This is a genomic window from Pedobacter yulinensis (assembly GCF_003029735.1).
Taxonomy (GTDB): Bacteria; Bacteroidota; Bacteroidia; order Sphingobacteriales; family Sphingobacteriaceae; genus Pedobacter; species Pedobacter yulinensis.
Genome location: NZ_KZ686268.1, coordinates 997,134 through 1,022,566 on the forward strand (window position 1 = coordinate 997,134; position 25,433 = coordinate 1,022,566).

23 protein-coding genes are annotated in these 25,433 nt (G+C 48.8%); 8 read left to right on the top strand and 15 right to left on the bottom strand.

Features of this window, described 5'->3' with window-relative positions; all coding sequences use genetic code 11:
* Nucleotides 1-3: 3 nt before the first annotated feature.
* The 4 genes from C7T94_RS04415 to C7T94_RS04430 all read right to left on the bottom strand — a co-directional run bounded on the left by C7T94_RS04415 (nucleotide 4) and on the right by C7T94_RS04430 (nucleotide 5,783).
* The gene (locus C7T94_RS04415; protein WP_107213962.1) at nucleotides 4-3,738 is read right to left on the bottom strand and encodes a sensor histidine kinase; all 3,735 of its coding nucleotides are present in this window, start codon (nucleotides 3,736-3,738) and stop codon (nucleotides 4-6) included.
* 89 nt (nucleotides 3,739-3,827) lie between these two features.
* Nucleotides 3,828-4,709 (bottom strand): ACP S-malonyltransferase, encoded by an 882-nt coding sequence (fabD, locus tag C7T94_RS04420; protein WP_107213963.1) that lies wholly within the window; start codon nucleotides 4,707-4,709, stop codon nucleotides 3,828-3,830.
* Nucleotides 4,710-4,727: 18 nt separating this feature from the next.
* A complete protein-coding gene (gene folE, locus C7T94_RS04425; protein ID WP_107213966.1) occupies nucleotides 4,728-5,366 on the bottom strand; it encodes a GTP cyclohydrolase I FolE in 639 nt (212 codons plus the stop codon).
* Between the two features lie 6 nt (nucleotides 5,367-5,372).
* Complete coding sequence (locus tag C7T94_RS04430) at nucleotides 5,373-5,783, bottom strand: 6-pyruvoyl trahydropterin synthase family protein (RefSeq protein ID WP_107214673.1); 411 nt, start codon at nucleotides 5,781-5,783, stop codon at nucleotides 5,373-5,375.
* 62 nt (nucleotides 5,784-5,845) lie between these two features.
* Here C7T94_RS04430 and mqnB point away from each other — a divergent pair, with 62 nt between their 5' ends.
* Together mqnB and C7T94_RS04440 are read left to right on the top strand one after the other, a co-directional pair.
* The gene (mqnB, locus tag C7T94_RS04435; RefSeq protein ID WP_239494924.1) at nucleotides 5,846-6,544 is read left to right on the top strand and encodes a futalosine hydrolase; all 699 of its coding nucleotides are present in this window, start codon (nucleotides 5,846-5,848) and stop codon (nucleotides 6,542-6,544) included.
* A gap of 59 nt (nucleotides 6,545-6,603) precedes the next feature.
* Nucleotides 6,604-7,452, top strand: a complete 849-nt coding sequence (locus C7T94_RS04440) for a menaquinone biosynthesis family protein (RefSeq protein WP_107213968.1) — start codon at nucleotides 6,604-6,606, stop codon at nucleotides 7,450-7,452.
* Here C7T94_RS04440 and C7T94_RS04445 read toward each other — a convergent pair whose 3' ends face one another.
* The 7 genes from C7T94_RS04445 to C7T94_RS04475 form a co-directional block, all read right to left on the bottom strand.
* Complete coding sequence (locus C7T94_RS04445; RefSeq protein ID WP_107213970.1) at nucleotides 7,453-7,833, bottom strand: hypothetical protein; 381 nt, start codon at nucleotides 7,831-7,833, stop codon at nucleotides 7,453-7,455.
* 11 nt (nucleotides 7,834-7,844) lie between these two features.
* Entirely contained in the window at nucleotides 7,845-9,077 is a 1,233-nt protein-coding gene (locus C7T94_RS04450) for an FtsX-like permease family protein (RefSeq protein ID WP_107213972.1), read from the bottom strand.
* Nucleotides 9,078-9,116: 39 nt separating this feature from the next.
* Nucleotides 9,117-9,773 (bottom strand): MBL fold metallo-hydrolase, encoded by a 657-nt coding sequence (locus C7T94_RS04455; RefSeq protein WP_107213974.1) that lies wholly within the window; start codon nucleotides 9,771-9,773, stop codon nucleotides 9,117-9,119.
* 2 nt (nucleotides 9,774-9,775) lie between these two features.
* Nucleotides 9,776-10,315: a hypothetical protein gene (locus C7T94_RS04460; protein WP_107213976.1), complete on the bottom strand. Its 540-nt coding sequence runs from the start codon at nucleotides 10,313-10,315 to the stop codon at nucleotides 9,776-9,778.
* 1 nt (nucleotide 10,316) lies between these two features.
* Nucleotides 10,317-11,069 carry a shikimate dehydrogenase family protein gene (locus C7T94_RS04465; protein ID WP_107213978.1) on the bottom strand — a complete coding sequence of 251 codons (753 nt, stop codon included), beginning with the start codon at nucleotides 11,067-11,069 and terminating at the stop codon, nucleotides 10,317-10,319.
* A gap of 10 nt (nucleotides 11,070-11,079) precedes the next feature.
* Nucleotides 11,080-11,844, bottom strand: coding sequence for a phosphosulfolactate synthase (locus C7T94_RS04470; RefSeq protein WP_107213980.1), 765 nt, complete (start codon nucleotides 11,842-11,844; stop codon nucleotides 11,080-11,082).
* A 76-nt stretch (nucleotides 11,845-11,920) separates the two neighbouring features.
* The gene (locus C7T94_RS04475) at nucleotides 11,921-13,324 is read right to left on the bottom strand and encodes a tetratricopeptide repeat protein (RefSeq protein ID WP_107213981.1); all 1,404 of its coding nucleotides are present in this window, start codon (nucleotides 13,322-13,324) and stop codon (nucleotides 11,921-11,923) included.
* Between the two features lie 274 nt (nucleotides 13,325-13,598).
* Here C7T94_RS04475 and C7T94_RS04480 point away from each other — a divergent pair, with 274 nt between their 5' ends.
* From C7T94_RS04480 to C7T94_RS04490, 3 genes are all read left to right on the top strand, one after another.
* Nucleotides 13,599-14,072: a nuclear transport factor 2 family protein gene (locus tag C7T94_RS04480; RefSeq protein ID WP_107213983.1), complete on the top strand. Its 474-nt coding sequence runs from the start codon at nucleotides 13,599-13,601 to the stop codon at nucleotides 14,070-14,072.
* A gap of 59 nt (nucleotides 14,073-14,131) precedes the next feature.
* On the top strand, nucleotides 14,132-15,667 hold the full coding sequence (gene amaB / locus C7T94_RS04485; RefSeq protein WP_107213985.1) for an L-piperidine-6-carboxylate dehydrogenase: 1,536 nt from the start codon (nucleotides 14,132-14,134) through the stop codon (nucleotides 15,665-15,667).
* Between the two features lie 115 nt (nucleotides 15,668-15,782).
* On the top strand, nucleotides 15,783-16,418 hold the full coding sequence (locus C7T94_RS04490; protein WP_107213987.1) for a hypothetical protein: 636 nt from the start codon (nucleotides 15,783-15,785) through the stop codon (nucleotides 16,416-16,418).
* On the opposite strand, the gene C7T94_RS04495 is transcribed toward C7T94_RS04490, so the two are convergent.
* A complete protein-coding gene (locus tag C7T94_RS04495) occupies nucleotides 16,369-18,654 on the bottom strand; it encodes a helix-turn-helix domain-containing protein (RefSeq protein WP_107213989.1) in 2,286 nt (761 codons plus the stop codon). The genes C7T94_RS04490 and C7T94_RS04495 overlap by 50 nt on opposite strands.
* A 109-nt stretch (nucleotides 18,655-18,763) precedes the next feature.
* On the opposite strand from C7T94_RS04495, the gene C7T94_RS04500 reads away from it, so the two are divergent.
* Nucleotides 18,764-20,839 (top strand): tetratricopeptide repeat-containing sensor histidine kinase, encoded by a 2,076-nt coding sequence (locus C7T94_RS04500; protein ID WP_162618542.1) that lies wholly within the window; start codon nucleotides 18,764-18,766, stop codon nucleotides 20,837-20,839.
* Here C7T94_RS04500 and C7T94_RS04505 read toward each other — a convergent pair.
* The 3 genes from C7T94_RS04505 to C7T94_RS04515 all read right to left on the bottom strand — a co-directional run bounded on the left by C7T94_RS04505 (nucleotide 20,836) and on the right by C7T94_RS04515 (nucleotide 22,859).
* Nucleotides 20,836-21,039, bottom strand: coding sequence for a hypothetical protein (locus C7T94_RS04505; protein WP_107213994.1), 204 nt, complete (start codon nucleotides 21,037-21,039; stop codon nucleotides 20,836-20,838). The two genes, C7T94_RS04500 and C7T94_RS04505, sit on opposite strands and share 4 nt — an antisense overlap.
* Nucleotides 21,039-22,097, bottom strand: a complete 1,059-nt coding sequence (locus C7T94_RS04510; protein WP_107213996.1) for a nucleoid-associated protein — start codon at nucleotides 22,095-22,097, stop codon at nucleotides 21,039-21,041. The genes C7T94_RS04505 and C7T94_RS04510 overlap by 1 nt, the downstream gene beginning before the upstream one ends.
* Before the next feature lie 168 nt (nucleotides 22,098-22,265).
* Nucleotides 22,266-22,859, bottom strand: a complete 594-nt coding sequence (locus C7T94_RS04515; protein WP_107213998.1) for a TlpA family protein disulfide reductase — start codon at nucleotides 22,857-22,859, stop codon at nucleotides 22,266-22,268.
* 83 nt (nucleotides 22,860-22,942) lie between these two features.
* Here C7T94_RS04515 and C7T94_RS04520 point away from each other — a divergent pair, with 83 nt between their 5' ends.
* Both C7T94_RS04520 and C7T94_RS04525 read left to right on the top strand, forming a co-directional pair.
* Complete coding sequence (locus C7T94_RS04520; RefSeq protein ID WP_107214000.1) at nucleotides 22,943-24,079, top strand: PQQ-dependent sugar dehydrogenase; 1,137 nt, start codon at nucleotides 22,943-22,945, stop codon at nucleotides 24,077-24,079.
* A gap of 65 nt (nucleotides 24,080-24,144) precedes the next feature.
* Nucleotides 24,145-25,428 (top strand): replication-associated recombination protein A, encoded by a 1,284-nt coding sequence (locus C7T94_RS04525; RefSeq protein WP_107214002.1) that lies wholly within the window; start codon nucleotides 24,145-24,147, stop codon nucleotides 25,426-25,428.
* Nucleotides 25,429-25,433: the final 5 nt, after the last annotated feature.

Here is a 25,433-nt window from a genome sequence, read left to right on the forward strand (position 1 = left end):
TACCTAAGACAGTGGAAAGCGCAGATAGAAAGTCGTGCCCTCGCCGGCTATCGACTTAAAGCCCACTGCCCCGCCTGCGTTCTCTACAGCTTGTTTTACAAAAGCCAGCCCGAGTCCTGTTCCTGAAGACTTTGTGGTAAAGTTGGGAACGAAGATCTGGTCATGTGCTTCTTCGGGGATTCCGCTTCCGTTATCTGTAACTTCTATGAAGACGCTTGTCTCGTCGTTTTTCAAATTGATCCTGATCATGCCCCGGTGGTCGCCGTCAACTGCTTCAATGGCATTTTTGAGCAGGTTGTTAAATACCCGCTGCAGCTGGTCCTTGTCACCAAAGATCATGACGTTGCGGTCCATGTGGTTGGCAATCGAAATGTCGACGTTTTCGCTGTTCGTAAAAACATCTTTTGCATAACTCACTACCGGCAGCAGGGCAATTTTCTCCAGTTTGGTGTCAGGCATCTTGGCAAAATTTGAGAACTCTGAAGCGATACGTGAAAGGCTTTCGATCTGCTCGATGAACGATTTGCTGAAGCGTTCAAATTTCTGTGCAAAATTAGGGTCATGCTCCCGCCACGACTTTTCGAGCAGTTGCACACCCAGTTTAAGGGGCGTGAGCGGATTTTTAATCTCGTGAGCCACCTGTTTGGCCATTTCACGCCAGGCGCTTTCACGCTCAGATTTAGCGAGTTTTTTGGCGCTTTCCTCCAGCGCAGCAATCATGTTGTTGTATTCGCGGATCAGGGAACCGATTTCGTCATGGCGGCGCCAGACAATCGGTTCATTGCGCTGGCCGATCTTGGTGCGGCTGATGTTCTCCTGGATAAAGGTCAGCGGCCCGGTGATCTGGTTGGCCAGGAATACGGCAAGCACACCGATCAGCACAAAAACCAGCGCATAGATATTAATAAGTGTGGTTATAAAGATGCTGATCTTATCGTTATAGTCGGCCTCGTTCGAATAGTAGGGCAGCCCGATATAGGCGACGGTCACATTCTCTTCATTCACGATGGGTACATAAGCCGCGGCATAAGTAAAGTAACCGATCTTTTCTTCAGGATTTACATACTCTGAACGTTGTTCTTTACTGAGCGATATAAATGCTGTAGGCCCCATTTTTTTACTGATAATGCCATATTCATAAAGTGAGGGCAGGGTGGTCAGCAGCAAGTCGCCATCAATGCTGAACAGGTTGAGGTAGGTATTGTTGAAATCGGCGAAATCATTGAATTCAGCTTTGGCCTGCTCATCGGTTTCCACTTTACCAGTTTTGGCAAGCTGTCTTTCATATCCCTGCTTTACCTTGCCGATCTTTTCCCGGATCAGTTCTTTCTGCTGCTGCCGGTATTCATCACGAATATAATAAAAGGTGATCCAGCCAACGATGACCAGGGTGATAACAACCGAGATGATGATCGAAGCCTGGATCCGGGTTTTATAAAGGATCTTGTTGGCATTGATCATCAGTGTCCGGTTAATGGTGAACCAGCCAATGCGCTCGTCTTCCAGGTTTTTGATAAGCCAGATAAAGATGTAAAGCAGCGTAGAAAAGACTATGAATACCAGGAAGAAGAAAGAAAGTGCCGCGAGCCTGCTGATGTAGGGGACCCGCTCCTTACTCATGATGATAAGCCTGCTGCCCGAGGGCTGGAAGATCAGGTGGTTAAAATCAAGGTCAGGGTTCGGATCGTTCATGAACACGAGCTTGTTTTTTTCGCCGTGAAAAACGGTATTGATCAGTGGATAGGTGTACTGACCCGACTGGTTCAGCAGCTTGCCATTGCTGTAAAAGGCAAGCGAATAATTTTTGTATTCGTTGTCGATACTGATCTTCCCGTCAATCAGCAGCTCGGGAAACTGGTGGTCTTTATGCAGGTTTTTGGACCTCAGTTCGATAACCAGTTTGCCGATGATCTCATTCCGGTGCATAACCGGGATAATACCGAAATAATGCTGGTAGCCGAATGTATCATTGATCTTGTAGAAGTAATGGGCATCTGCAATCTTTACCGACCCCGATTGAACCAGGCGCTGAAACCTGGAAAGCGCTACAGGTTCGTCGTTTTTAAACGATGCATTGTCTGCGCTGTACTGGTATATGTGGTATTCATACTTGGACAGGTAACCGTCCAGGTACATTTTGTTGATGTAATTCTGAAGAATGCCCTGTTTATACAAAGCGGGCTGTAAAAAGTTCTGCAGAATAAATCCGTCGTTCTGAATAGAGGTTTCCAGGGCCTCGAGCGAGTAGTTGGTGCTCGGCTCGTCATTATTCTGCAGCTTTTCAGCAAGTGTTTCGCGGCGCGAGCGTTCTTTGATGTCGTTAAACTTGATGTATTTGATCGAGGTATTGAAAGCCAGGCAGAAGAACATGGCAGCAAAAAGGCCGATCGAGAATTTACGCTGCTGAACGTACGTGTTGTAACCGACAATGAAGATAAACAGGGCGTAAACAAGAAAGAAGGCCGTAAATTCGGTTAGTAATTTAAAGATGGCAAAAGCGAGCAGCATGCCGATAAACACGAAAAAACGTTCCCGGTTGCTGAAATTCAGTTTCCTGGTATACACCATGAAAACAACGGTGAGGAGGTAGATATTTAACCAGGCCAGGCACAGAATGAAAATACTGATCCAGCTCAGCCAGCCCAGGTTGATGATGATCGTAATATCAAAATTGATCTTTGAATTGTAGATCAGCCCGAAGAAAACTTCGTCAAGCAGCATGGCGATCACGCCCAGTACGAACAGGGCAAGCATGTGCAGCAGCACTGCTGCGGTTTTGCTTTTTTGCAGTGAAGCCGGCACACTGTACAAATTTTTCTGCCGGTAAATAAAGATCACCACCCAGGTCAGCGCAAAAGTATTCAGCAGGAAGTCGCCGAGCGAGGGCATGAAAAAGCTCTCGGCGTAAATGCGCGGGTCAAACAGGCCCATGGTAAACTGCAGGTCCAGCCAGCCGTATTGTAAGTCGGTGATGCGGGCCACCAGGAAGAATAGCCCGATCAGCAGGGTAGCCAGAAGCGGATAGCCATTTCTGGCGAGCCTGGAGCAAATGAAGTTAACGAAAATACAGATCAGCAGCGAACCAGCTATCCAGAACCAAAGTTCAACATCGGTATAGAAATTCCGGGAGTAGTTCGGGACCAACTTTACCTGGAACAGGTAATTGTTGTCGATGTTATAGATGTTCTGGACTTCCTTGTCTGCAATAGAGGCCAGGGTAAGGCTCCCGGATGGTGAAAGATCTTTCGGGATCTCATCGATCAGGTACTGGTTTTTCCGCGGATACTGGTTCTGAATACCGATCAGGAAAAGAAAGGTGAAATCGCCGGAGGTTTTTTTAACGACCTCATACTTCCCGTTGAAACTCAGAAATGAGCTTCCTTCGCGGATGGCAGAGATGTCTTTTGGGAGGATTACCTTGAAGGTGCTCCAGAACTTTAAGCGGTTATTTTCGTAAACAAAAAGATTCAGGTTCGTCTTCCTGTAAGTATTGATGAAAGCGCGGGCGTAGACAGGGTTCAGGTGAAACTGTTTGGCTTTTTCAAGCTGGCGCTGGTCAGAAAGAAAAGCATCTACAACACGTTCCTTGGCATACAGGTTTTCCTGGAGTTCCTGCGCTTCATGTTCAAGCAGGTCGGCGCTGGTCACGGTGCGCTTAAAAGAGATGGCTGTAACAACACAGCAAATACCGACAATGAGCAGCAAGATCCTAATTTTGAAGCCGGTACTTAATTTCATCCCTATTTAAAGATATTAAATATTCACAAAAACCCATTGCCGGTACTGATAAGTCCGGCAATGGGTTAATTGTTTGTTATGCGGGAAAATTACTCAGCTTTTGCAGCCGACGTAATCGCTTCGCGGTTGACTTTTTTTACCAGGCCCTGTAAAACATTGCCTGGACCAACCTCAATAAACTCGGTTGCGCCTGCGGCAAGCATATTTTGTACCGTCTGTGTCCAGCGTACAGCACCGGTGAGCTGCAGAATCAGGTTTTGTTTGATGATCAGCGGATCTGTGTAGGCGCCGGCGTCGATGTTCTGGAAAATCGGGCAGATGGGTGGCATGATGGTGGTATTCTCGATGGCCTCCTGAAGTTCTACCCGTGCAGGCTCCATGAGCGGCGAATGAAAAGCACCGCCAACGTTGAGTTTCAAAGCGCGCTTTGCACCCGCCTCTGTAAGGGCGGCGCAAGCTTTGTCAATGCCTTCAATACTTCCAGAAATAACAAGCTGTCCGGGGCAATTATAGTTTGCAGGTACGACGACCTCTTCTATTTCGGTGCAGATCCTTTCAACGGTCAGGTCATCCAGCCCGAGAATAGCGGCCATGGTAGATGGCTGCGACTCGCAGGCTTTCTGCATCGCATTGGCACGTGAAATAACGAGTTTAAGCCCGTCCTCAAAGGTAATAGCCTGAGCGGCAACAAGCGCAGAAAATTCGCCAAGCGAGTGTCCTGCAACCATATCTGGAGTGAAACGCTCACCCAGCACTTTAGCCAGGATCACGGAGTGCAGAAATATAGCTGGTTGGGTAACTTTCGTCTGTTTAAGTTCTTCTTCGGTCCCGTTAAACATAATGTCGCTGATGCGGAAGCCGATAACCTCGTTGGCTTTCTCAAACAGCTCCCTGGCCGTATCATTGGCATACAGCTCCTTGCCCATGCCTGTAAATTGTGCGCCCTGTCCCGGGAATAAATATGCTTTCATGTCGTATGTTTTGGCAGGTTAATCCAGGCTGGCGGTAATGAGCCGCAGAAATTCAGCCCGTGTTTTATCGTTGTTTATAAATTCGCCCGTAAAGGCAGAGGTGGTGGTTACCGAGTTTTGTTTCTGTACCCCGCGCATAGACATGCACAGGTGTTTGCATTCGATGACTACGGCCACCCCGGTTGGGTTCAATGTTTTCTGGATACAATCGCGGATCTCATTGGTAAGCCGTTCCTGTACCTGCAGACGCCTGGCAAATGCATCCACAACCCGTGGAATTTTGCTCAGCCCTACAATATGGCCATTTGGTATATAGGCAATATGCGCTTTACCAAAAAAAGGCAGCATGTGGTGCTCACACATCGAGAATACCTCAACATCTTTGACAACAACCATCTGGCTGTAATCTTCCTGGAACATGGCCGAACGGAGGATCTCATCGGGCTTCAGGTCGTAACCATGGGTCAGGTACTGCAGCGCCTTGGCCACGCGTTCGGGCGTCTTGATCAGGCCTTCCCGCTCGGGGTTTTCGCCCAGGTTGGCCAATATGTCTTTGTAATGGGAAGATAAAGCCCTGATCTTGTCGTCGTTATAACGGTCTATTTTTACGTAGCCGTCTATTGATTCTTCGGGCAGGTAGTGTTTTTCGTTTGCCATGAATGGTTAACCAAAGTATTCAACAAAGTTGTTATCAGTCTCGTAGATCTTTACGCAGTGCAGTGTGGCGCCTTGTGCAGCAATCGGCGCCAGCAGCTCATTCCAAACCGCCATAGCCAGGTTCTCTGTAGATGTCAGCTTGCCCTGCATGAAGTCTACGTCCATATTGAGGTTTTTATGATCGATTTTATCGACAACGTAAACATTCATAATGTCTTTAAGCAGTTTCAGATCGATCAGGAAACCGGTCTCAGGATTCAACTCGCCTTTTACGGTTACGAACAGCTCGTAATTGTGTCCATGCCAGTTCTTATTGGCGCATTTGCCATAGACCGACTCGTTTGTCTCATCGTCCCAGTCGGGTCGCGCCAGTTTGTGGGCAGCGTTAAACGAAGCTTTTCTGGTAATGTATATCATCTGGTTGGAAATGTCTGGCAAATATACGCAATAACTGACATGATGGTTTAAAAATGGAAACCATGACGCTCAGATGGAATGGCTTTCTCAGGTCATATGTCTACCTTTATACCATGAAGATCCTGGTGGCAGCCGCAACATCTGCAGAACTTGGTCCGCTGATTGATCGTTTTTCGCTCGGCCATGACCAGCCTTTTCAGCGACACGAACATTTTGATTTGCTGGTAACCGGTGTTGGTATGACGGCTACTGCCTTTGCCCTGGGCCGTTTTGTCCTGCCCGAACATACGCTGCTGCTCAACCTTGGTATTGCCGGCTCTTTCGATCCGGATTTCCCGCCCGGTACGCTGGTTAGGGTGTGCACTGATACCTTCTCTGAACTGGGCGCCGAAGATGGAGAAAAGTTCCTGCCGCTCGATGAGCTCGGCTTTGGCAGCGCTTCGCTGCAGCCTGAGAACCGAAGACAATATCCGTTGGCAGAGGCTTTGCCTGCGGCCGCGGGGATTACGGTGAATACCGTTCACGGCAACGAAAAAAGTATCGAGACTTTGCTTTCGCGCTACGGCAGCGGCCTGCGGCTGGTCGAGTCGATGGAAGGAGCGGCCTGTTTTCATGCGGCCCTGCAGCTGGACATCGACTGTCTGCAGGTCAGGGCCATTTCGAACCGGGTAGAAAGGAGAAACAGGAACGCCTGGCAGATCGGGCGGGCCATCGGTGAGCTGAACGACTGGGCGATCAGTTTCCTTTTACAGCCCCGGTAAGCGGCGGCAAAATGACCTTTTCTTAACCAAACAGTCGCACATCCTTTTTATTTTTGAACATGAGACTTAGCCTTGGATTTTCGCCCTGTCCTAACGATACCTTCATTTTTGACGCGCTTATTCACAACAAGATCGACACCGAAGGTTTAACCTTCGATGTTTCTTTTGACGACGTCGAAACGTTAAACCGGAAGGCGGTTCAGGGAGAGCTCGACATCACCAAGTTGAGTTTTCATGCCTTTGCACATGTGGCAGATCAGTATGCCCTGCTGGAAGCCGGCAGCGCACTGGGTTTCGGTGTAGGGCCCATGCTGATCAGCCGCGAGCCTTTCGATGAGGCCCGCATGCAGCTGCTTGGCCAGCCCGATAACCGGCTGCGCGTTGGGATCCCGGGAAAACTGACTACAGCAAATTTTCTGCTGGGTGTGGCCTTTCCTGAATTGAAAGACAAACAGGAGCTCGTATTTTCAGACATTGAAGCAGCGCTGATTGAGGGGCGCATCGATTTGGGCCTGATTATTCATGAAAATCGTTTTACGTACCAGGACAAGGGATTGCACAAGGTGATCGACCTGGGGGATCATTGGGAAAAGCTTACCGGATGCGCCATTCCGCTGGGAGGTATCGTTGTAAACCGCCGCCTTGGCCATGGACTGCAGCTGCAGGTGAACCGGTTGCTGCGGCAGTCGGTAGAGTATGCGTTCGCACATCCTAAATCATCCCTTGACTTTATACGCCAGCATGCCCAGGAAATGGACGAAGCAGTTATGTACAAGCACATTGACCTGTATGTAAATAAGTATTCGGTTAATTTGGGGCAGGAAGGGCGTCAGGCAATAGATACGCTTTTTTCAATGGCAGAGAAACGGGGCCTGATTCCGGCGCAGCCTGGGTACCTGTATGTTTAATTAATGCGTACAGGGTCCTTCAGGTATTTCTTTAGAGATCTTGATCAGTTTTGTAATGACCAGGGTCGAGTCGAAGTCGGCACTGATGGCTGTGGTGTCTGACTTGATGCGGTAACCCTCGGCCTCGATGTACACCGGTTCGTATGGTTTTTCAAAGTTGAACTGGGTATAGGCAAGTTCCAGTTTTTTGGCACTGTCTGCAACCCAGTATTCTGTTCCTTCTTCGCAGTTGGTGAACGACTTGATCTCCGGGCCGAAACTGTACAGCCCCTTGATCTGGATCGTTTTCTCCTTATCTTCAGTGTTGTTTATGCCGTTACAGGCCGTAAACATGAGCATTCCCGCAAAAACCAACCAACCGGCGTTCTTATAGATTTTCATATTCTTTTCTTCTACAGGTCTGCAGTTAGCTGCCCCGTTTTTCTGACACTCAGATTTGCTGAGAGCGCCGAGGCGACAAAGGAAATAGTTCCGACGGTAACAAATACCAGAATAAAATCTTTCCACTGCATGTGAACGGGATAAGCGCTGATTATTGCAGCTTTGCTGTTGCCCATTTCTACCAGCCCGTATTTCTGCTGCATAATACAAAAAATAAACCCGATCAGCAAGCCTGCAAGGCAGCCGATCATGGTAATCATCAGTCCCTCAAAGAGGAAAATTCGCCTGATCAGGCCTTTGCCTGCGCCGAGGCTCCTCAGCACAGCGATGTCTTTAACCTTGTCGATCACCAGCATGGTCAGCGAACCGATGATGTTGAAAATGGCAATAATGAGAATAAAGGTCAGTATGATATAAACTGCGCTTTTTTCTGTGTTTAACATGTGGTAGAGCGTTTCGTTCTGTTGTGCGCGATTTTTTACTAGAAAATTTCCACCCAGCTTCGCAGACACCGACCGGATGAACCGATCCACGTTCTCGCCCGGCTGCAGGTTGATCTCTATAGCCGATACCTCGGCCGGTTCGTCAAGCAATTTCCGGGCAAAAGCCAGGGGAACGATGATCCCGTTGTCAAATTCTTCCTGCACTTCGAAAACGCCGCTCACGGCAATGGTCTCGATGGTGAAATCGTCTGCGGGGTTGAGGGCGTTCAGGCTGCTTGATTTTTTTGGTGAAAAGATCTGGAGCCTTGTAAAAGGATCAGCTGTGTTTACACCGAGGTAGGCTTGCAGTGCCGAGCCGATCACGGCGTTGTAGCCCGCGCGGTTATTCAGTACAAAACTCCCGTCAACAATGGCGCTGTCCAAATCCTTGTTTTTCATGTAATCAAAACTGACACCTTTTACCAATCCGACAGACTGTTTGTCTCCATACCTGAGTAAGGCGTTTTCCTGCAGAGTTTCGGTGTAAGAAAAAACCTCTTGCCGCTCGCGCAGGTCTTTAAAGACCGATGACCGCGGATCAAAGGTTTTCCCCCTGGCAGGCTGAACGACGACCTCAGGGGTAAAGGTATTGAACATCTTAATCACAAGATCTTCAAAGCCGTTAAAAACCGATAAAATAATGATCAGTGCTGCACTGCCAACCAATACACCCGCCATTGAAATGCCGGAAATGATGTTGATCGCGTTGGTCGATTTCTTAGTGAATAAATACCGTTTCGCAATATAAAAGGGCGTGTTCATGCGTAGATCTTTATGGTGGCGATTGGAACGGCGGCGCTTTTAGCGGTCCCAGCCGGCCAGATATGGATTTTGCCGTTTTTCCAGGCCGATACTCGTTGCCGGCCCGTGACCGGGATAGACTGTACAACTGTCAGGAAGCACAAAAAGTTTGCGGGTTATGTTATTTACCAAGGCTTCCTGGCCGGTGGCGCCGGGCAGGTCGGTGCGCCCGATGCTGCCAAAAAAGAGGGTATCGCCGGCAATAAGCAGACCGGCTTCAGGGCTATAAAAGCAAAGGTGTGCCGGCGAATGTCCTGGTATAAAGATCAGTTCGAGGCTGCTTTGTCCAAAAGAAACGGTTCCTGATTCTGGAAGGAAAGCTTCGGGAAGGGGAGAAAGTTCGTAACTGTTAAAGCCCATTTGCGGAGCGTAGGCGGGCGCTGCCTGCAGTACCGGCAGTTCGCCGGCGTGGAAACGCGGTTTCAGGCCCCACTGGTCAAAAACGAATTTGTTGCCGAAAATATGATCGAGGTGACAATGCGTATTGAGCAGTAATTCGGGCGTTAGGTTGTTGTCGCGGATAAAAGCGGTCAGTGTGTTCTGTTCGCTTCCCGTATACATTCCCGGGTCGATGATGGCGCACGAACCGGTTTCATCATACAGCACATAGGTATTTTCGGAATATGCGTTAAATGTAAATGACTTCAGTTTCATCATGGTTATTGTGTATTGATTTGCGTGGTCGTTTTTTTCCAGCGCAGGCTGCCCAGCATTTTTTTGATGTCGGCTTCGAGTAAGTGGATGCGTGTGCCTGAGCTGTCAGGGCGGGTCAGGTAAAGGGCGCCGCGAAGCCAGTTGCGGCTGCTGTCTGTTGCAAAAAACTGAATGGGCGACGCGGTCTGGCCAGATATACGGAAATAATTCCCCCATACCGCACGGCCGGCATCTGAGAAAGACTGGCGGTCAAGAGCAGTTGCAAACCTGGCATGTTTAACTGCCATGGAAGCAGCATCGTCTACGAGTTTATCAAGTTTCCGTTCCTTGCCAAGTTGCGTGTAGGTCAGGTACAGTTCGGCGTTCAAGCTGTCAAATTGCAGTACATGCCACTCGCTCAACGTATTGTCGGCGCGGCTGGGTTTCAGCGTGCTGCCGGCCGGTATGACAAAATTGTACCTGGCGGTACTGACCGGTAGATAAATGGGTTCAGGTTTGGTAGTATTCTTACAGGAAAAAAGGATAACGAGGAGGGGAAAAAGCAAGCTAGTGCGAATGCTGATTCCAGACGCGCCAGGCCTCTTCTGCCTGCAGGTATAACATGTCCAGGCCATTTTTAACTGCACTTCCTTGTTTTGCTGCATGAGATAAAAATAAGGTTTCTTCCGGATTGTATACGAGGTCGTAAGCCAGATGGTCGGGCGTCAGTGCGTGGTAAGGGATGTCTGGAGCGGTATGTGTTTGCGGCGACATGCCAAGGGGCGTGGTATTGATCAGCAAAGGATGCGTGGCGAGCAGGCCGGCATCAAGTTCTGAATAGGTCAGGCAGCCAGCTGCGGGCTGCCGCACCACAGAACGATACCTGATGCCTAATTTTCCCAGGACAAATTTCACGGCTTTTGCGGCACCGCCGTTGCCAAAAATAAGCGCGTTTTGGTGATGTGGTTTGAGCAGTGGCACGAGCGATTGTTCAAAGCCAAATGCATCTGTATTGTAGCCGCTCAGTTCCGGGTGCCCGCTGCTGCGGTCAATGGCAATGCAATTCACAGCACCAATGGTACGCGCGGCTTCGTCAATGCGATTCAGGAACCGGAACACACTTACTTTGTGCGGAATGGTTACGTTTAACCCTGCAAGGTCGGGCTGGGCGGCAAGCAGCTGCGGCATTTCGTCGATATGTTCAATCGGGAAAAGCTCATACCGGCAGTTGTGAATGCGTTCGGTCTCAAACTTATCACTGAAATAACGTTTTGAAAACGAATGTGAAAGCGGAAAACCGATCAGGCCATATATTTTCATAGCGCTGATGCTATTTCTGGTTCAGGAAATGGTCAAAGGTATCGCCGCGCAGTCCGAGCCGGATGGTTTCAAGTGGGATAACTTCAGCAGGGGCTATATTGCCAAGGTTGACATTGGTGCCGATGAGTTTAATGAACCAGACCTGCTGCACTTTCTGCGGAGCTTCCCAGATAATGGTTTCCTCCGGAATCTGGGTGAGGATCTCGTCTACAAGGCCCTCGCGCACTTCGCCTGAATCCCTGTAAATACCCACATTTCCTCCTTCACGCGCTTCTGCAATGACCTTCCAGCTGCCTGCCTCGATCTCGGCACGCATCAGGTTGATCCATTTATAAGGCGCAAATATTTTTGTTGCATCTTTTGAGCCGACTTCAGAAATAACGGTTACCTGCCCTGAAAGCTTGCGGATGTACTCACATTTCTCCTCGTGTGAAATGGTGATCGAGCCGTCAGAAACTTCGGCGAACTCCATATTGTATTTGTCAAGAATACGGCGGTACTCGTCGAATTGGTTGCGAATAACGAAGGCCTCAAATAAGGTACCCCCGAAATATACCGGAATGCCGGCGTTTTTATAGATGTCCAGTTTAGCCTGGAGATTGGGGGTAACAAACGATGTGGCCCAACCCAGTTTTACGATATCGGTATGTACACCTGACACTTCCAGGAAATCTTCGGCTTGCCTTGTGCTAAGGCCCTTGTCCATCACCATTGTGATCCCCTTATGTCGGGGTTTCACTGTTCGCTCGGGCACATTAATAAGGGGGTAATTCATAATTGCTGCAAAATTGAAAAAAAATCCGGGATATCCATGTCAAATTTTTTAGACAGAACACCGGTTCGTTCCTTTCTCAACGCAGGTACCGGTTAATGGTGTCAATTACCGAACTATTGTCCTGAAGCTGAGGTAAATATTCAAACAGAACATGGTGTTTTTCAGGGTCTGTGCGCAGCGCAGTTTCCAGATATCCCATGGCATCGTTGTAGTGTCCCATGGCAAACAGGTAAGCCACCATGCGGTAATACAATTCTGCAGAATCAGGGTTGTTTTTAATGGCTTCAGCAATGGTTTCAGATGCTTCCAGCAGTTTGCCCTGTTCATAAAGAACGGTAGAATAGTCGAGCCAGGCTTCAATATCGAGCGGGTTATACTCCGTCACTTTCGCATAAGCTTCAAGCGACTGTTCGATCTGACCCAGTTTGTAATGCGCATCGGCCACTGCGAACCAGAAATCGGCATTTTCTCCGTCCAGGTCAATCGCCTTTTTGTAAAAGTGCAGGGATTCGAAATAGCGCTCTTCAAAATTCAGCGTTACGCCGATACCAAACCAGCTGTCGGCAAGTTTGGGATCCATTTTTACAGACTTTTTGTAATAAGCCCGCGCCTCATCCATCTGTTCGAGTTTTTCATAACATTCGCCGATTGCGCAATACGTGTCGGCATTTGGTTTTTCATACTCGAAGGTATGTTTATAAATCTCTATGGCTTCTGCAAACTTATCCAGTTGCACCAGGGAATTAGCCTTATTATAGTGTGCTGACGCAAAGTTCTCTTTGATCAGGATGGCATAGTCATATGCATCGATGGCCTTTTCAAACAAATTCAGCTTGTGGTAAGAATTACCAAGGTTATACCAGGCTGCGTGCGAATAGGGGTCTGAGTCGATGTATTGCTGGTAAAATTTAATGCTTTCCTCTTGTTTATCCAGAACATCGTAACAAAAGGCCAGCTCATAAAGGCCGTCCTGGTTTTCCATATTCTGTTCCAGGCTGAGTTTGATGTAACGAATGGCATTTTCATAGTCCTGCATGTTTTGATACACGTAAGCCATCTGGAGGTAAATCTCGTCTGTATTTTCTGCAAGAGTGAGTGAACGCTCGAAGTTTTCAAGGGCTTCAGGGTACCGTTCAAGGCCATGGTAAATGTTTCCCCTGAGCACATAAATATCTGCCTCTGAAGGTTCAAGCATTTCTGCCTTGTCGAGGGCTTTGAAGGCCAGGTTGATCTGGTTGGTAACCAGGAACATTTGTGCCTGTTTGATCAGGAATATGGAGGCATATGGATGTTGGCTGATGGCAAATTCTGTTACTTGCAGGGCCTTGACAGGGTCATTCTTTTCTACGTAGTAATCTATAATGTTCTCGAAAGCATGCGTGTCGAAAAAATACTGGTCTTCATTTCGCAGCATCTCTTCATAGCGTTCTACAGAACGCTGCGGATCATCATTGTACCCGAAATTGAATTCTTCTTCCATAATAGCTTGAATTTAAAAGAACCTTCCCTTGTTTGAACTAAAAGTACAGCATCACACAGATATCCATATCATAAACGGTGCCGGTATTTTTCAACATACAAACACGAATATGAATAAATTGCTGATAATAAACAGAATGCTTGTTGTGGATAAGATGGAAAATGCAAATGTCTTTTCGGGTCGCCTCTTTCTGTAACATTCAAATATAGCGCTAATAATCCTGCTTTTGCGTAATTTACATGTAAAATGGCGACAGGATCGCCAATTAAGAGATATGAAAAGAAACTTGTTTGTGTTGCTGCTGCTGGTTGTCGGCAGCCGGGCCCTGGCCCAAAATACCGCTCCCGGTGGGGAGGAAAAAGCCGTTAAGTCTGCAATTAATCAGCTGTTTCAGGGTATGCTGCAAGCGGATAGTGCTTTAGCAGCCGGCGCTTTTGATCGCGGGGTGGTACTGCAAACCATCAAGACAGGATCCGGAAATAATATGGTGCAGACAGATCAGTTAAACAGTTTTCTCAGTTTTGTGGCGCGCGGAAAAAAAGGACGGTTTGAGGAGCGGATCGTTTTTACGCATGTGCACATAGATGGGCCGTTGGCCAGTGTCTGGACAGATTATCAATTTTTTAACAGCGGAATTTTCAGCCATTGCGGCGTAAACTCCTTCCAGCTGGTAAAAAAAGAAGGCGGCTGGAAGATTGTTCACCTGATTGATACCCGGCGCAAAGAGCCTTGTAAACCGCAACCATAACAGCAGGCTGCTTCTGCGGCTACGATTTTCTTATAGCTTTGTAAAAACAGGAATTCACCATGAAAGAAAGCATCCGCAAAATTTTAGAAGAACTCGGCATTGCTGAACATAATACAGGCTGGAGTACCGGCGCAACCGCCGGCCGGCCGGGAAATGAGCTGGAAAGTTTTTCGCCTGTAGACGGGCAGCTGATCGCTGCAACAGGCCTGGCGCCCCGCGATGCGTATGACGCCCTGGTTGAAACTGCGCAGTCGGCCTTTGAACACTGGCGCACTGTACCCGCGCCCAAGCGTGGCGAGATAGTCAGGCAACTGGGCGATGCATTGCGCGAGAAGAAAACCTCACTGGGCACGCTGGTCTCTTACGAAATGGGCAAAAGCCTGCAGGAAGGACTGGGAGAGGTTCAGGAGATGATTGACATTTGTGATTTTGCCGTCGGGCTTTCCCGCCAATTATACGGACTAACCATGCACAGTGAGCGGCCACAACACAGAATGTACGAACAATGGCATCCTTTGGGCGTGGTCGGAATCATTTCGGCTTTTAATTTCCCGGTAGCGGTCTGGAGTTGGAACGCGGCTCTTGCGCTCGTTTGCGGAAATGTTTGCGTTTGGAAACCTTCAGAAAAAACGCCGCTTACGGCCATTGCCTGTCAAACCATTCTGGCAGGGGTGCTTGCACAGAATGGTGCCCCCGAAGGTATGTCCTGCCTGCTTATAGGCGGACGCGAAGCGGGTACCTGGTTAAGCGGCGACCGTCGCGTTGCCCTGGTGTCGGCCACCGGATCTACGGGTATGGGCAAAGCCGTTGCCCAAGCCGTGGGTGGCCGGCTGGGCAAAGTTTTGCTTGAACTCGGTGGCAACAATGCGATCATTGTGTCGCAGCATGCAGATCTTGATATGGCTGTAATTGGTGCTGTATTTGGTGCTGTTGGTACGGCAGGGCAACGGTGTACCAGCACCAGGAGGCTGATTGTACATGAATCTGTTTATGGGCAGTTTCGTGACCGGCTGGTTCAGGCCTACGGGCAGCTTCGCATAGGGGATCCGCTTGATGAACAAAACCACGTCGGCCCGCTGATTGACCGGGCTGCGGTTTCAGCCTATGAGGCGGCCATTGAGGCTTGTAAAGAGCAGGGCGGGCGTTTTGTGGTCGTGGGCGGTGTTTTACAGGGCGCTGATTTTGCATCGGGCTGTTATGTACAGCCTTGTATAGCCGAAGTTGAGAATGGATTCGAGATCGTGCAGCACGAAACCTTCGCGCCAATTTTGTATTTGATCAAATACCGCACCCTGGAGGAAGCGATTCAGCTGCAGAACGATGTGCCGCAGGGCCTGTCGTCAGCGATTATGACCCAAAATTTGCGAGAGGCCGAGTTGTTCCTGTCTGCCTCTGGCTCAGACTGCGGCATCGCCAACGTCAATATCGGAACTTCAGGGGCAGAAATTGGCGGGGCCTTCGGCGGCGAGAAAGATACCGGCGGCGGACGGGAAAGCGGTTCAGACGCCTGGAAGGCTTATATGCGCCGGCAAACCAATACCATCAATTATTCGACAACCCTGCCGCTGGCGCAGGGAATCCGGTTTAACGTTTAGGCGTAAACGGATTTGTACGTCGCCGGACAGAGTTCGAGTCCTGCAAAGTTGGTAACTTTTGTAAAGTTACCAACTTTAAGTTAAATTTTTAACCAGAAAATTATTATTTTCGGTAATGGCAAAGAAAACCCATTACCACACGCGGTTTGAACCCGGAGGTTTTTACCACATCTACAACCGGGCTATTGATCGGAAACCGCTCTTTAAACGCGACGAAAATTTCCGGTTTTTTCTCAGTCGTATGCAAAAGTACCTGTCACCGGTTCTGGAGATACATGCCTATTGTCTGCTGACCAATCACTTTCACCTGCTGGTTAAAATAAGGACTCAGTTCCCGCCGAAACTCAGATCAGGCGAAGCCGATGTTCACCTGATCGTTACGCAACATCTTCAACGTTTTTTCCAGTCGTATGCAATGGCTTTCAACAGACAGGAAAACCGCATCGGATCCCTGTTTCAGCAGCCTTTTAAGCGGGCACACATTACATCAGATGTTTATATGACCTGGCTGGTTTTTTACATACACAGCAACGCGCAAAAACATGCGATGGTGGATGATTTCAAAAAATGGAAGTGGAGCTCATACCGCGGGTTCGTTGAACAAAAAGGTCCGAAACGCCGGCGGGAGATCATCGCATGTTTCGGATCGCGCGAGGCTTTCTTTCAATTCCATAACCAGCAGCTGCAAACTTTAAATTTTCTTAGTCCAACGCGGCTGGATTGGCTTCAAGGCAAGCAATCGCCACTTTGATCGCAAAGTAAGAGAATTGTTCGCCCACGTGTTCCCTTATTTCAGAGAGTTTTTTCGTCTGCAGGCCAGAGATGGCTTTATGTATCGCCGTTAGTTCAGATTGCGCCACGAGCGCCGTTGCTTCAATTTCGCCCAGACTTACATACCTGCATAAATGGCCCTCAACGGTTGTCAGGGCAAGTTTACGCTCGGCCGCAATCTCTTCCAGACTTTTGCCGGCTTTGAACAATGTAAAGCTGGCCTCGTACGTATCGATGCGAGGAGCCTTTTGTTTTTTCGCTTTGCGCAGGTCTCCCGCCCGTAATGTTTCCCTGTCTGCCATATGGAGGGCTTTTTTCATTTGTTCTTCCCGCAGTACCTCCGCTTTGGTCGAAACCAGTTCGGCTTTTGTAATATTTGATCCGGCGATAGCGGCTTTGAGAAGCAGAACAGCCTTTTCCATTTTGCGCCCCGATTCATAAATGGAAAGTTCAGCATCAAGTAACTCGCCAAGGTAGGTTTTAACCTTGGTCTCTCCTTTCAATTTTTCCAGGTGTTCAAGAACTTGTTCTGAGAGGGCCTGCAACCTGGGTAAAAAATAAGCGGAGGCAGATTCAGCCCTCGTTAGTACGGCAGACAATCCATTCGCGGCAACCTGTTGGAACAAGCCCTGTAACTGCCACATGAACTTATCTGCCGGACCCTTAAGTGTTTCCGTCTCTTTGTAGATGTCGAATGCCCATTCCCTGAAACGCTGTTTGGTGGAGCGTTGCTCATCTGCATCGTATGAAGCGGCATGTGTTTTCCATACGTACACCATCATGCTCAGATCGAATGCCCGAAGCAGGTAGTCTTTGAGAAAATTTAGCCGGTCCTGGTCCATCCGGCCCGCGGGATCACCAGCTTCAGCGTGTCTGCGATGAAAAAGAGACACGCTCTTGTCCTGATCAATGCCCTGCCTCCCTAACATGGAGGTAAGAACCAGGCCGTCGAGAGACCGCAGCCTGGACAGTGCAACATAGATCTGACCCGGCGCAAAAGCATTTCCGATATCAAGTACAGCCTTCTCGAAGGTCAGACCCTGGCTTTTGTGAACCGTGATTGCCCAGGCCAACCGGACCGGATACTGCGTAAATGTTCCAATCACCTCTTCGGTAATCTCGTTGCTGGTTGTGTGGACCGTGTACCGCTGGTTTTTCCAGGTATACTTCTCCAGCAAAAAAACGTCGCCACTGCCTTCCAGACTGACTTCGATGCCGTCCACATCCAGCTTGGTGATATAGGCAAGCTTACCGTTAAAAAACCGCTTTTCAGGCGAGGGATCGTTTTTTATGAACATAATCTGGGCACCCGTTTTCAATTCCAGCATGACCTCGGCGGGGTAGGCAGTTTCGGGAAATTCACGCTCAATCTCAGCTTTATATAAAAAAGTCTCGCCCTGCAGTGCCCGCAGTTTACGGACATTCAATTCTGTAGCGGCCGCGTTATGCGTTGTCAGGGTAATATAGCCGTCGCCATCCACCGGTTCGAAACCTGGTTTGTAGTATTTTTCAAGCAGGGCGCGGTCAGCCACTGTAACCTGGTTGTTGCGCAGGTTGTTCAACAAATCGATAAACACCCGGTCGTCCTGCCTGTAAATTTTATCCAGCTCAATGCAAATCAAATCCGTTTGCCTCAAAGCCAGGGCGTCGAAGAAAAAAAAGCTTTGGTAATACCTTTGCAAGACCTGCCATTCGGCCGGCCTGACAACCGGCGGGAGCTGGCTCAGATCGCCGATAAACAGCAACTGTATGCCGCCAAACGGCAACTGGCTCCGGCGAATGTAACGCAGTACAAAGTCGATCGCATCGAGCATGTCAGCGCGGAGCATGCTTACCTCGTCAATGATGAGCAGTTCCAGTTCCTGGATGACTTTGCGTTTGCGGGCCGGCATATTCAAGTGCCTGGCCAAAGTTCTTGGGGTATTGAAGTTGAAACCCGTCATTCCGGCCAGCTCCTGCTGTGCCTGCTCAGGAAGAAATGCGCCGAAAGGCAACTGAAACTGTGAATGAATGGTAACGCCTTCCGCATTAATGGCAGCTATGCCTGTCGGTGCAACAATAAGCGCTTTTTTAAAGGTCTTATCCATGAGCCGGCGTAGAAGCGTAGTTTTTCCTGTACCGGCCTTACCCGTTAAAAAAACGTGTCTGGAGGTATAGTTCACAAACTGTTCAGCCAGGGCTTGTTTGTCATTTGCTGTGGACTGGATCTCTGGCATTTGCTACATGTTGTTAATCTAAAATATAAATAATTTTCATGATATGAAATTATCTCATGATTCTGCTGCTTACAGTTTCATTTTGACCAGACAAAGATATTACCGATATTTGAGCTACGCTCAACGTGCCATGCTTAAATTAACGCGACGCCCATTTTTTCAGATACCTCTGGTTTTATTTTTTCTGCTGGGGTCTTTCGCTGCTGCTGCGCAGCAGGCTGCTGCAGATAGCCTGTTGGATACGCTGTCTAAGGCAAAACCCGACACGGCAAAGGTCTGGTTGTATTTTAACCTTGGGCGAACGTATTACAGCTCTGACACAGAAAAGGCTTTAGACTATGCCGGAAAGGCGCTTGTTCTTGCACAGGAACTGAATTTCGACAAGGGCGAGGCAAAAGCGGTTAATCTCATCGGCGTATGCCAGCTTATCCAGTCCAGATTTGAAGAGTCGCTCAAAAGCCACTACCGTGCCCTCGGCATACGTGAACGGCTTCGCGATACGATCGGGATGATGGAATCGCTCATTAACCTTGGGAATGTCAATTACCGCTTAACAAACACCGAAGAAGCGGTTGGCTTTTACAAACGGGCATTGAGGTATGCTGTTAAAAAACACAGTAAGCCCGGATTGGCACTTCTTTACAACAATCTCGGAAGTTATTATAAGGATCAATGGCTTACCCACAAGCGTCCTGAGGATTACCTGCAGGCTACACGCTATATACAGGCAGCAAGGAAAACAAAGCAGGAACTGAACGACCGCAAGGGCCAGGCAAATTGTCTGACCATGCTTGGCGCGATATGGGCTGAGAAGAAAAACTACAGGCAGGCGCTGGCTGCCTTTCAGGAATCTCTTGCCATAAACAAGAGTTTTGGGAATAAAGAGGGAGAAGTCGCCGCACTCTGCCAGATTGCAGACATTTACAGGATTCAGAATGACAGTGAACAGGCCATACGTTATGCCGACAGCGCTTATTCGATCGCTAAAGCAACGAAATCCGATTTTCTCATATCTAACGCGTCAGAAACGCTCCAGCGGGTTAATTCTGCATTAAAGAACTACAAGAAGGCATACGACCTGCTGATTCAAGACAAAAGCCGCGATAGCCTGCTTTTTGCAGCCTCAAGGCAGAAAGTACGTGAAGAGCTGGCTATAAAATATCAGACCGCACAAAAAGACAGTTTGACCAAGCACCTTGAACAGGAAAGCAACAGCAGGCTGGCAACCATCCTGAGAAAAAACGAGGTACAGCTGCAGGCATTGGTAGGTATCATTGTGCTGGCCCTGCTTTCAGCTCTCGCCTTTTGGAGCCGGCACCGCGTGGTCTCAGCAAACAGGAAATTACGGGAGCAAAATCGCGTGATCGAGCTTAAAAATGAAGAGATCAGTGCGCAGAAGCGGCAGATTGAACAGCAGGCAGTCGAACTGGGGATAAAAAACGAAGCGCTTGTAACGGCGAACATGATCAGGAACAAGGTGTTTTCTGTCATCTCGCATGATCTGCGGTCGCCATTGGCTTCGCTGGATTCAGTTCTCGGGCTGATCAAAGGCGGGCAGCTTGATCGTGAAGAAATGGAACATTTCATCGGCGTGCTGTCTGACGACATCGATATTACCCAGAAAATGCTGAACAGCCTGCTGATCTGGGCCGGCACACAAATGGATGGAACATCTGCCCGCCGGGAGCAGGTTTTATTGAAAAGCCTTGTGCGCGAGAACTTTTTGCTTTCCGCCAAGCGGGCCCTTACCAAAGAAATTACGCTGACCAATGCGGTGCCGCCAAGGGCTGCCGCCTATACTGACCGAGAAAAACTCAACTTTATCGTTCGCAACATCATTTCAAACGCCATCAAGTTTACACACCGCGGCGGGCACATCGAGGTTTTTTGGAAGCAGCGTAAGACCGGGCCTGTCTTGGCGATCAGGGATAATGGCATGGGGATGAATGCAGAGGCGATTGCCAGTCTGTTTTCAGACAAACGATACAGTACCGTGGGTACCGATCAGGAAAAAGGCACGGGACTCGGCATGTTGCTTTGTAAGGATTTTGCCGACAGCATCGGCTTTCGAATTACTGTTGAAAGTGAAGTAAATAAGGGTACCACGTTTTTTATTCATTTTCTTCAAAACGAGGCAGAAATACTTGTCCCAGATGCTGTGCGGCTCGAACTTGCCAGCGGTTAATCCCGCTCTACCGGCACGACCGAACTCAATTGCCATTCCCGTTTCTCATTCAGCAGGTACGAGGCCTGATAATGCGAATCAGGCGGCAAGGTAAAGTGAAAACTGAACGAAGTTGCTTCAGGATCTTTGGGTATGAAACCACTCATGATGGTTTGCGCTACCGCTTCTACATGTTCTTTACTTGACGTTTGTTTTGCCATTAAATCTCTTCCTTGAAATATACCTTATAATAGTTCATGTGCTTGACATCGTCAAAACCTTTCTCAATCAGGTCCTTGTTGCCATGAATATAAATATGGAAGTTTTTGTCCAGTTTGAGAACGCTTTTGTATACCCGCGACTGTTTTTTAACTGCAGCCTCAGAAATTTCAAAACTGCTGGGAATGGGACTTTCAAATTCTTCTTCGAAGTTTTTGGCATAACTCATAAACGAAGCGATGCCCTCGTCATTGCCGATAACCTCGTTCCCGAATTCTTCCATATCAAAACTTTCCTTGTCTTTGAAATACTTCATAGACCGGTTCAGGAGGTCGATCTTGTCTGCCTTCGAAATTTCAAAGCTCTTGTCCAGCTCTTCGGTTACAAAATTTTTGTATACGCCTAGCACCTGTTGCGTTTGATTATAGCTGTCATTCCTGATCTTTAACTTCAGAAATTCATCTTTCCAATACACTGCGGCGTCGGTCTGGCGGTTGGTCTGGTCTACCACGAGTACCTTAAAGCCATCCTCCCTGACCAGGTTTACAATCAGGCAGCCCTTGTCAAGTTTGTTGATGTTAATGCCATCCTGTTCGTAGGCCAGTGCAAACCCGCTGTCTTTCGGAAAGACCTTAAGATAGGTGTCTTTATTTTCTGATTTAAAGATTCCCAGCGCATCAGCCCGTTCGCCTTCAATCTGGACCTGAGTAAAATAGGCAACGTATAGTTCGCCGGATTTGATCTTTGGATGATTGGCTACATCGTAGAGGTACTTTGCCAACTGCTGCGAATTTTCGTGAAACCTATCGGGCTGATCAAAAATGGCTGCTGCAAAATGAAAAACCTCATTCAATTCAAGGTTTCCGCTTGAATGCTGGAAATGGTATACTTCGTTCAGTTTTTCGAAGGGTTTTAGGAAGTACTGCATCAGCAATGCAGACAGCGTTTCATCATGAAGCTGCAGGGGCTCGTCTGAGAGTGCATAATATTCTTCCAGCATCCTGTTGCCGGTGCGGTGTATAGAGAGCTTTGCGAGCGCAGCTTCGAAAGAGGTAACCATGCGGCAAAGGTAAAAAACAATCTGTCAATCGGCGGTGGCGGAAGCGAAGCCTTGAGCGAAAATATGTTCTATCAGATTATTTTTTTTAACTTAAAGTTGGTAACTTTACAAAAGTTACCAACTTTGCAGGACTCGAACCTTGTCTTGTCGAAACCGCTGCGACTGCGCTTAATCAGAGCGGTTTGCCAGATCGCTCAGGTAATCTTTGAAACGCCTGCTGCTGTAATCGGCCAGGCCTTCATGCCTGAAAACCCGCCTGCCCCGCTTGTCAAATATCACGGTCGTGGGCAACGTACCGTTTAGCAGTTCGTCTGGAACGGCCGAGGCCGCGATATAAGCCGGTATTTTCCACTGTCTTTCGTCCAGGAATTTGCGGGCAGCTTCAAGATTGCCATCTGCATCGACAAACAGGAATACGAACCGTTCGTCATTTTTGAATTGATGGTACAATGCTTCCAGAGCAGGCATTTCGGCAATGCAGGGTGGGCACCAGGATGCCCAAAAATTAATAAAAACCACTTTGCCCCGCAGGGCGGTAAGATCAATCGCCTGCCCGCCGCTTCCGCGGAAACGAACCGCGTCCAGGCCGGCCACCGCAGCAGGCTGTTCGCGCGTGTTGGGTCGAAATAAGCCCAACTGCATCAGCCCTCGCATCAAAACAGGGCGCACACCCGGCATAAAGAGTACAGCCGTCAGCAGGGCCAGAACGAGCAAGTTTAAAATTCTTCCGGTAAGTTTACGATTCAGATGAAGTCGGCTCATCTGTGCAAGGTACGCAACTTGCCAAACTGCAGGCAAACTTAGTGCAGGGCCATTTGTTATACTACCGTCAAAATCCGGTTCACATGAAAAAGCACTACCTGACCTGTTGTCTCATCCTTGCCATCCCCCTGATGGCGGTCACTTGCAACCGTCCGATGAAAAAGGAAAAAAATCCACTGCTGTCATCGATCAAACTGCCTGCAGGCTTTGAGATAGCCGTTTATGCAAAAGTAGATAATGCGCGTTCCATGGCCCTTGGCGATAAGGGGACCGTTTTTGTAGGTAACCGCGATGGCAAAAAGGTCTACGCCCTGGTCGATGCCGATGTTGACGGTGTTGCCGAAAAAGTTTACACGGTCGCAGACAACCTGGACACCCCGAATGGCGTGGCGTTCAGGAAGGGTACCCTTTACATTGCGGGCATCAGCCAGATTTGGAAACTGGATAATATAGAGGACAAGCTGGAGAATCCGCCGGCGCCCGTTCCATTCTTTACCAAACTTCCCGATAAAAGTCATCACGGATGGAAATACATCGCTTTCGGACCGGACGATAAACTTTACATCCCCATCGGGGCACCCTGCAATATTTGTAATGACGCCGAAAAGGATGCGCGATTTGCCTCGATTAGCAGGGTCAATGCAGACGGCAGCAATTTCGAGGTATTTGCAGACGGCGTCAGAAATTCGGTGGGTTTTGATTGGCATCCGCAGACAAAAGAGCTCTGGTTTACAGAGAACGGGCGTGACATGATGGGCGATGACCAGCCCGCCGACGAGCTGAACCGGGCGCCCGCGCCGGGTATGCATTTTGGATACCCGTACTTTCACCAGGGTACGATTCCCGATCCGGACTTTGCGAAAGGAAAGAACGCATCAGACTACATACCTCCCGTCGCCAACCTGCATCCCCATGGCGCCGCGTTGGGTATGAAATTTTATACAGGATCCATGTTCCCTGAGGCTTACAAAAATCAAATTATTCTGGCGGAACATGGATCCTGGAACCGGTCGAAGCCTATCGGTTACCAGCTTTCGCTTGTCAAACTGAATGGCAACAAACTTGCTGAATACGCCACCTTTGCCAGCGGCTGGCTAAAGAACGGCAAAGCCTGGGGCCGCCCGGTCGATGTGTTGCAGCTTAAAGACGGATCACTGCTCGTTTCAGACGATTTTGCCAACCTGGTTTACCGGATCACTTATAATGGCCAGGCAGAATAGCTGCACATCGCCTCCATTTCAGGTTTTTTACCGCCAAGCCGCTCAATTTTGATATCTTTACGCTGATGCAGCAGAACCTGGCACCCTTAGCAGAACGCATGCGGCCGCATAACTTAGATGAATATGTTGGCCAGAAACACCTGGTGGGCGAGGGTGCCGTGCTCCGTAAAGCCATTGAAAGCGGGCAGCTGCCTTCCATGATTTTCTGGGGGCCACCCGGCGTTGGCAAAACAACGCTGGCCTTCATCATTTCACAGACCCTCGACAGACCGTTCTTCAACCTGAGCGCCATCAATTCGGGTGTGAAAGACATCCGCGAGGTCATCGAAAAAGCCGCACAGCTCAAAGACAGCCTGCTCGGTCTTCCCATACTTTTTATTGATGAGATTCATCGTTTCAGCAAATCCCAACAAGACAGCCTGCTGGGTGCAGTAGAGCGCGGACTGGTTACGCTGATCGGTGCAACGACCGAGAACCCTTCGTTCGAAGTAATTTCGGCCCTTTTGTCGCGTTGCCAGGTCTACATTCTGCAGCCGCTTACCGAAGCGGAGTTACTTGGTATGCTGCAGGCCGCACTGACGAAAGATAGCCTTCTTAAAACCAAAAAAATTAAAATCAGGGAACATGAGGCGCTGATCAGGTTATCGGGCGGTGACGGCCGGAAGTTGCTTAACGTATTTGAAATTGCCATTAACGGTATCGGTGGCGATAAGATCGTGTTGACCAATGAGAATGTTCTTCAGCACGCACAGCAAAACATGGCGCTGTACGACAAGGCGGGCGAGCAGCACTACGATATTATATCGGCTTTTATCAAGTCCATTCGCGGGAGTGATCCAAATGCTGCAGTTTACTGGCTGGCACGGATGATTGAAGGGGGAGAAGACCCTTCGTTTATTGCGCGCCGGCTACTTATCCTGGCTTCGGAAGATATCGGCAATGCCAATCCAAATGCCCTGTTGCTGGCCAACAATTGTTTTCAGGCCGTAAATGTGATCGGATATCCCGAAGCGCGGATCATTCTTTCTCAAACCGTGACATACCTGGCGTCGTCGGCGAAAAGCAACGCCGCTTACGAAGCCATTAACCGGGCGCAGCAGCTGGTCAAACAAACAGGCGATTTGCCGGTGCCCCTTCACATCCGGAATGCACCCACCAAGTTGATGAAAAATATAGGCTACGGCAAAGATTATCAATACGCCCACAGTTATGAGGGCAATTTTTCTGCACAGGAATATTTTCCCGACCAGCTCAGCGGAACTACGCTCTACGAGCCCGGAAAAAATCCTGCCGAAGAAAAAATGCGGGAAAAACTCAGGCAGAACTGGAAAGACAAATACAATTATTAATAGAA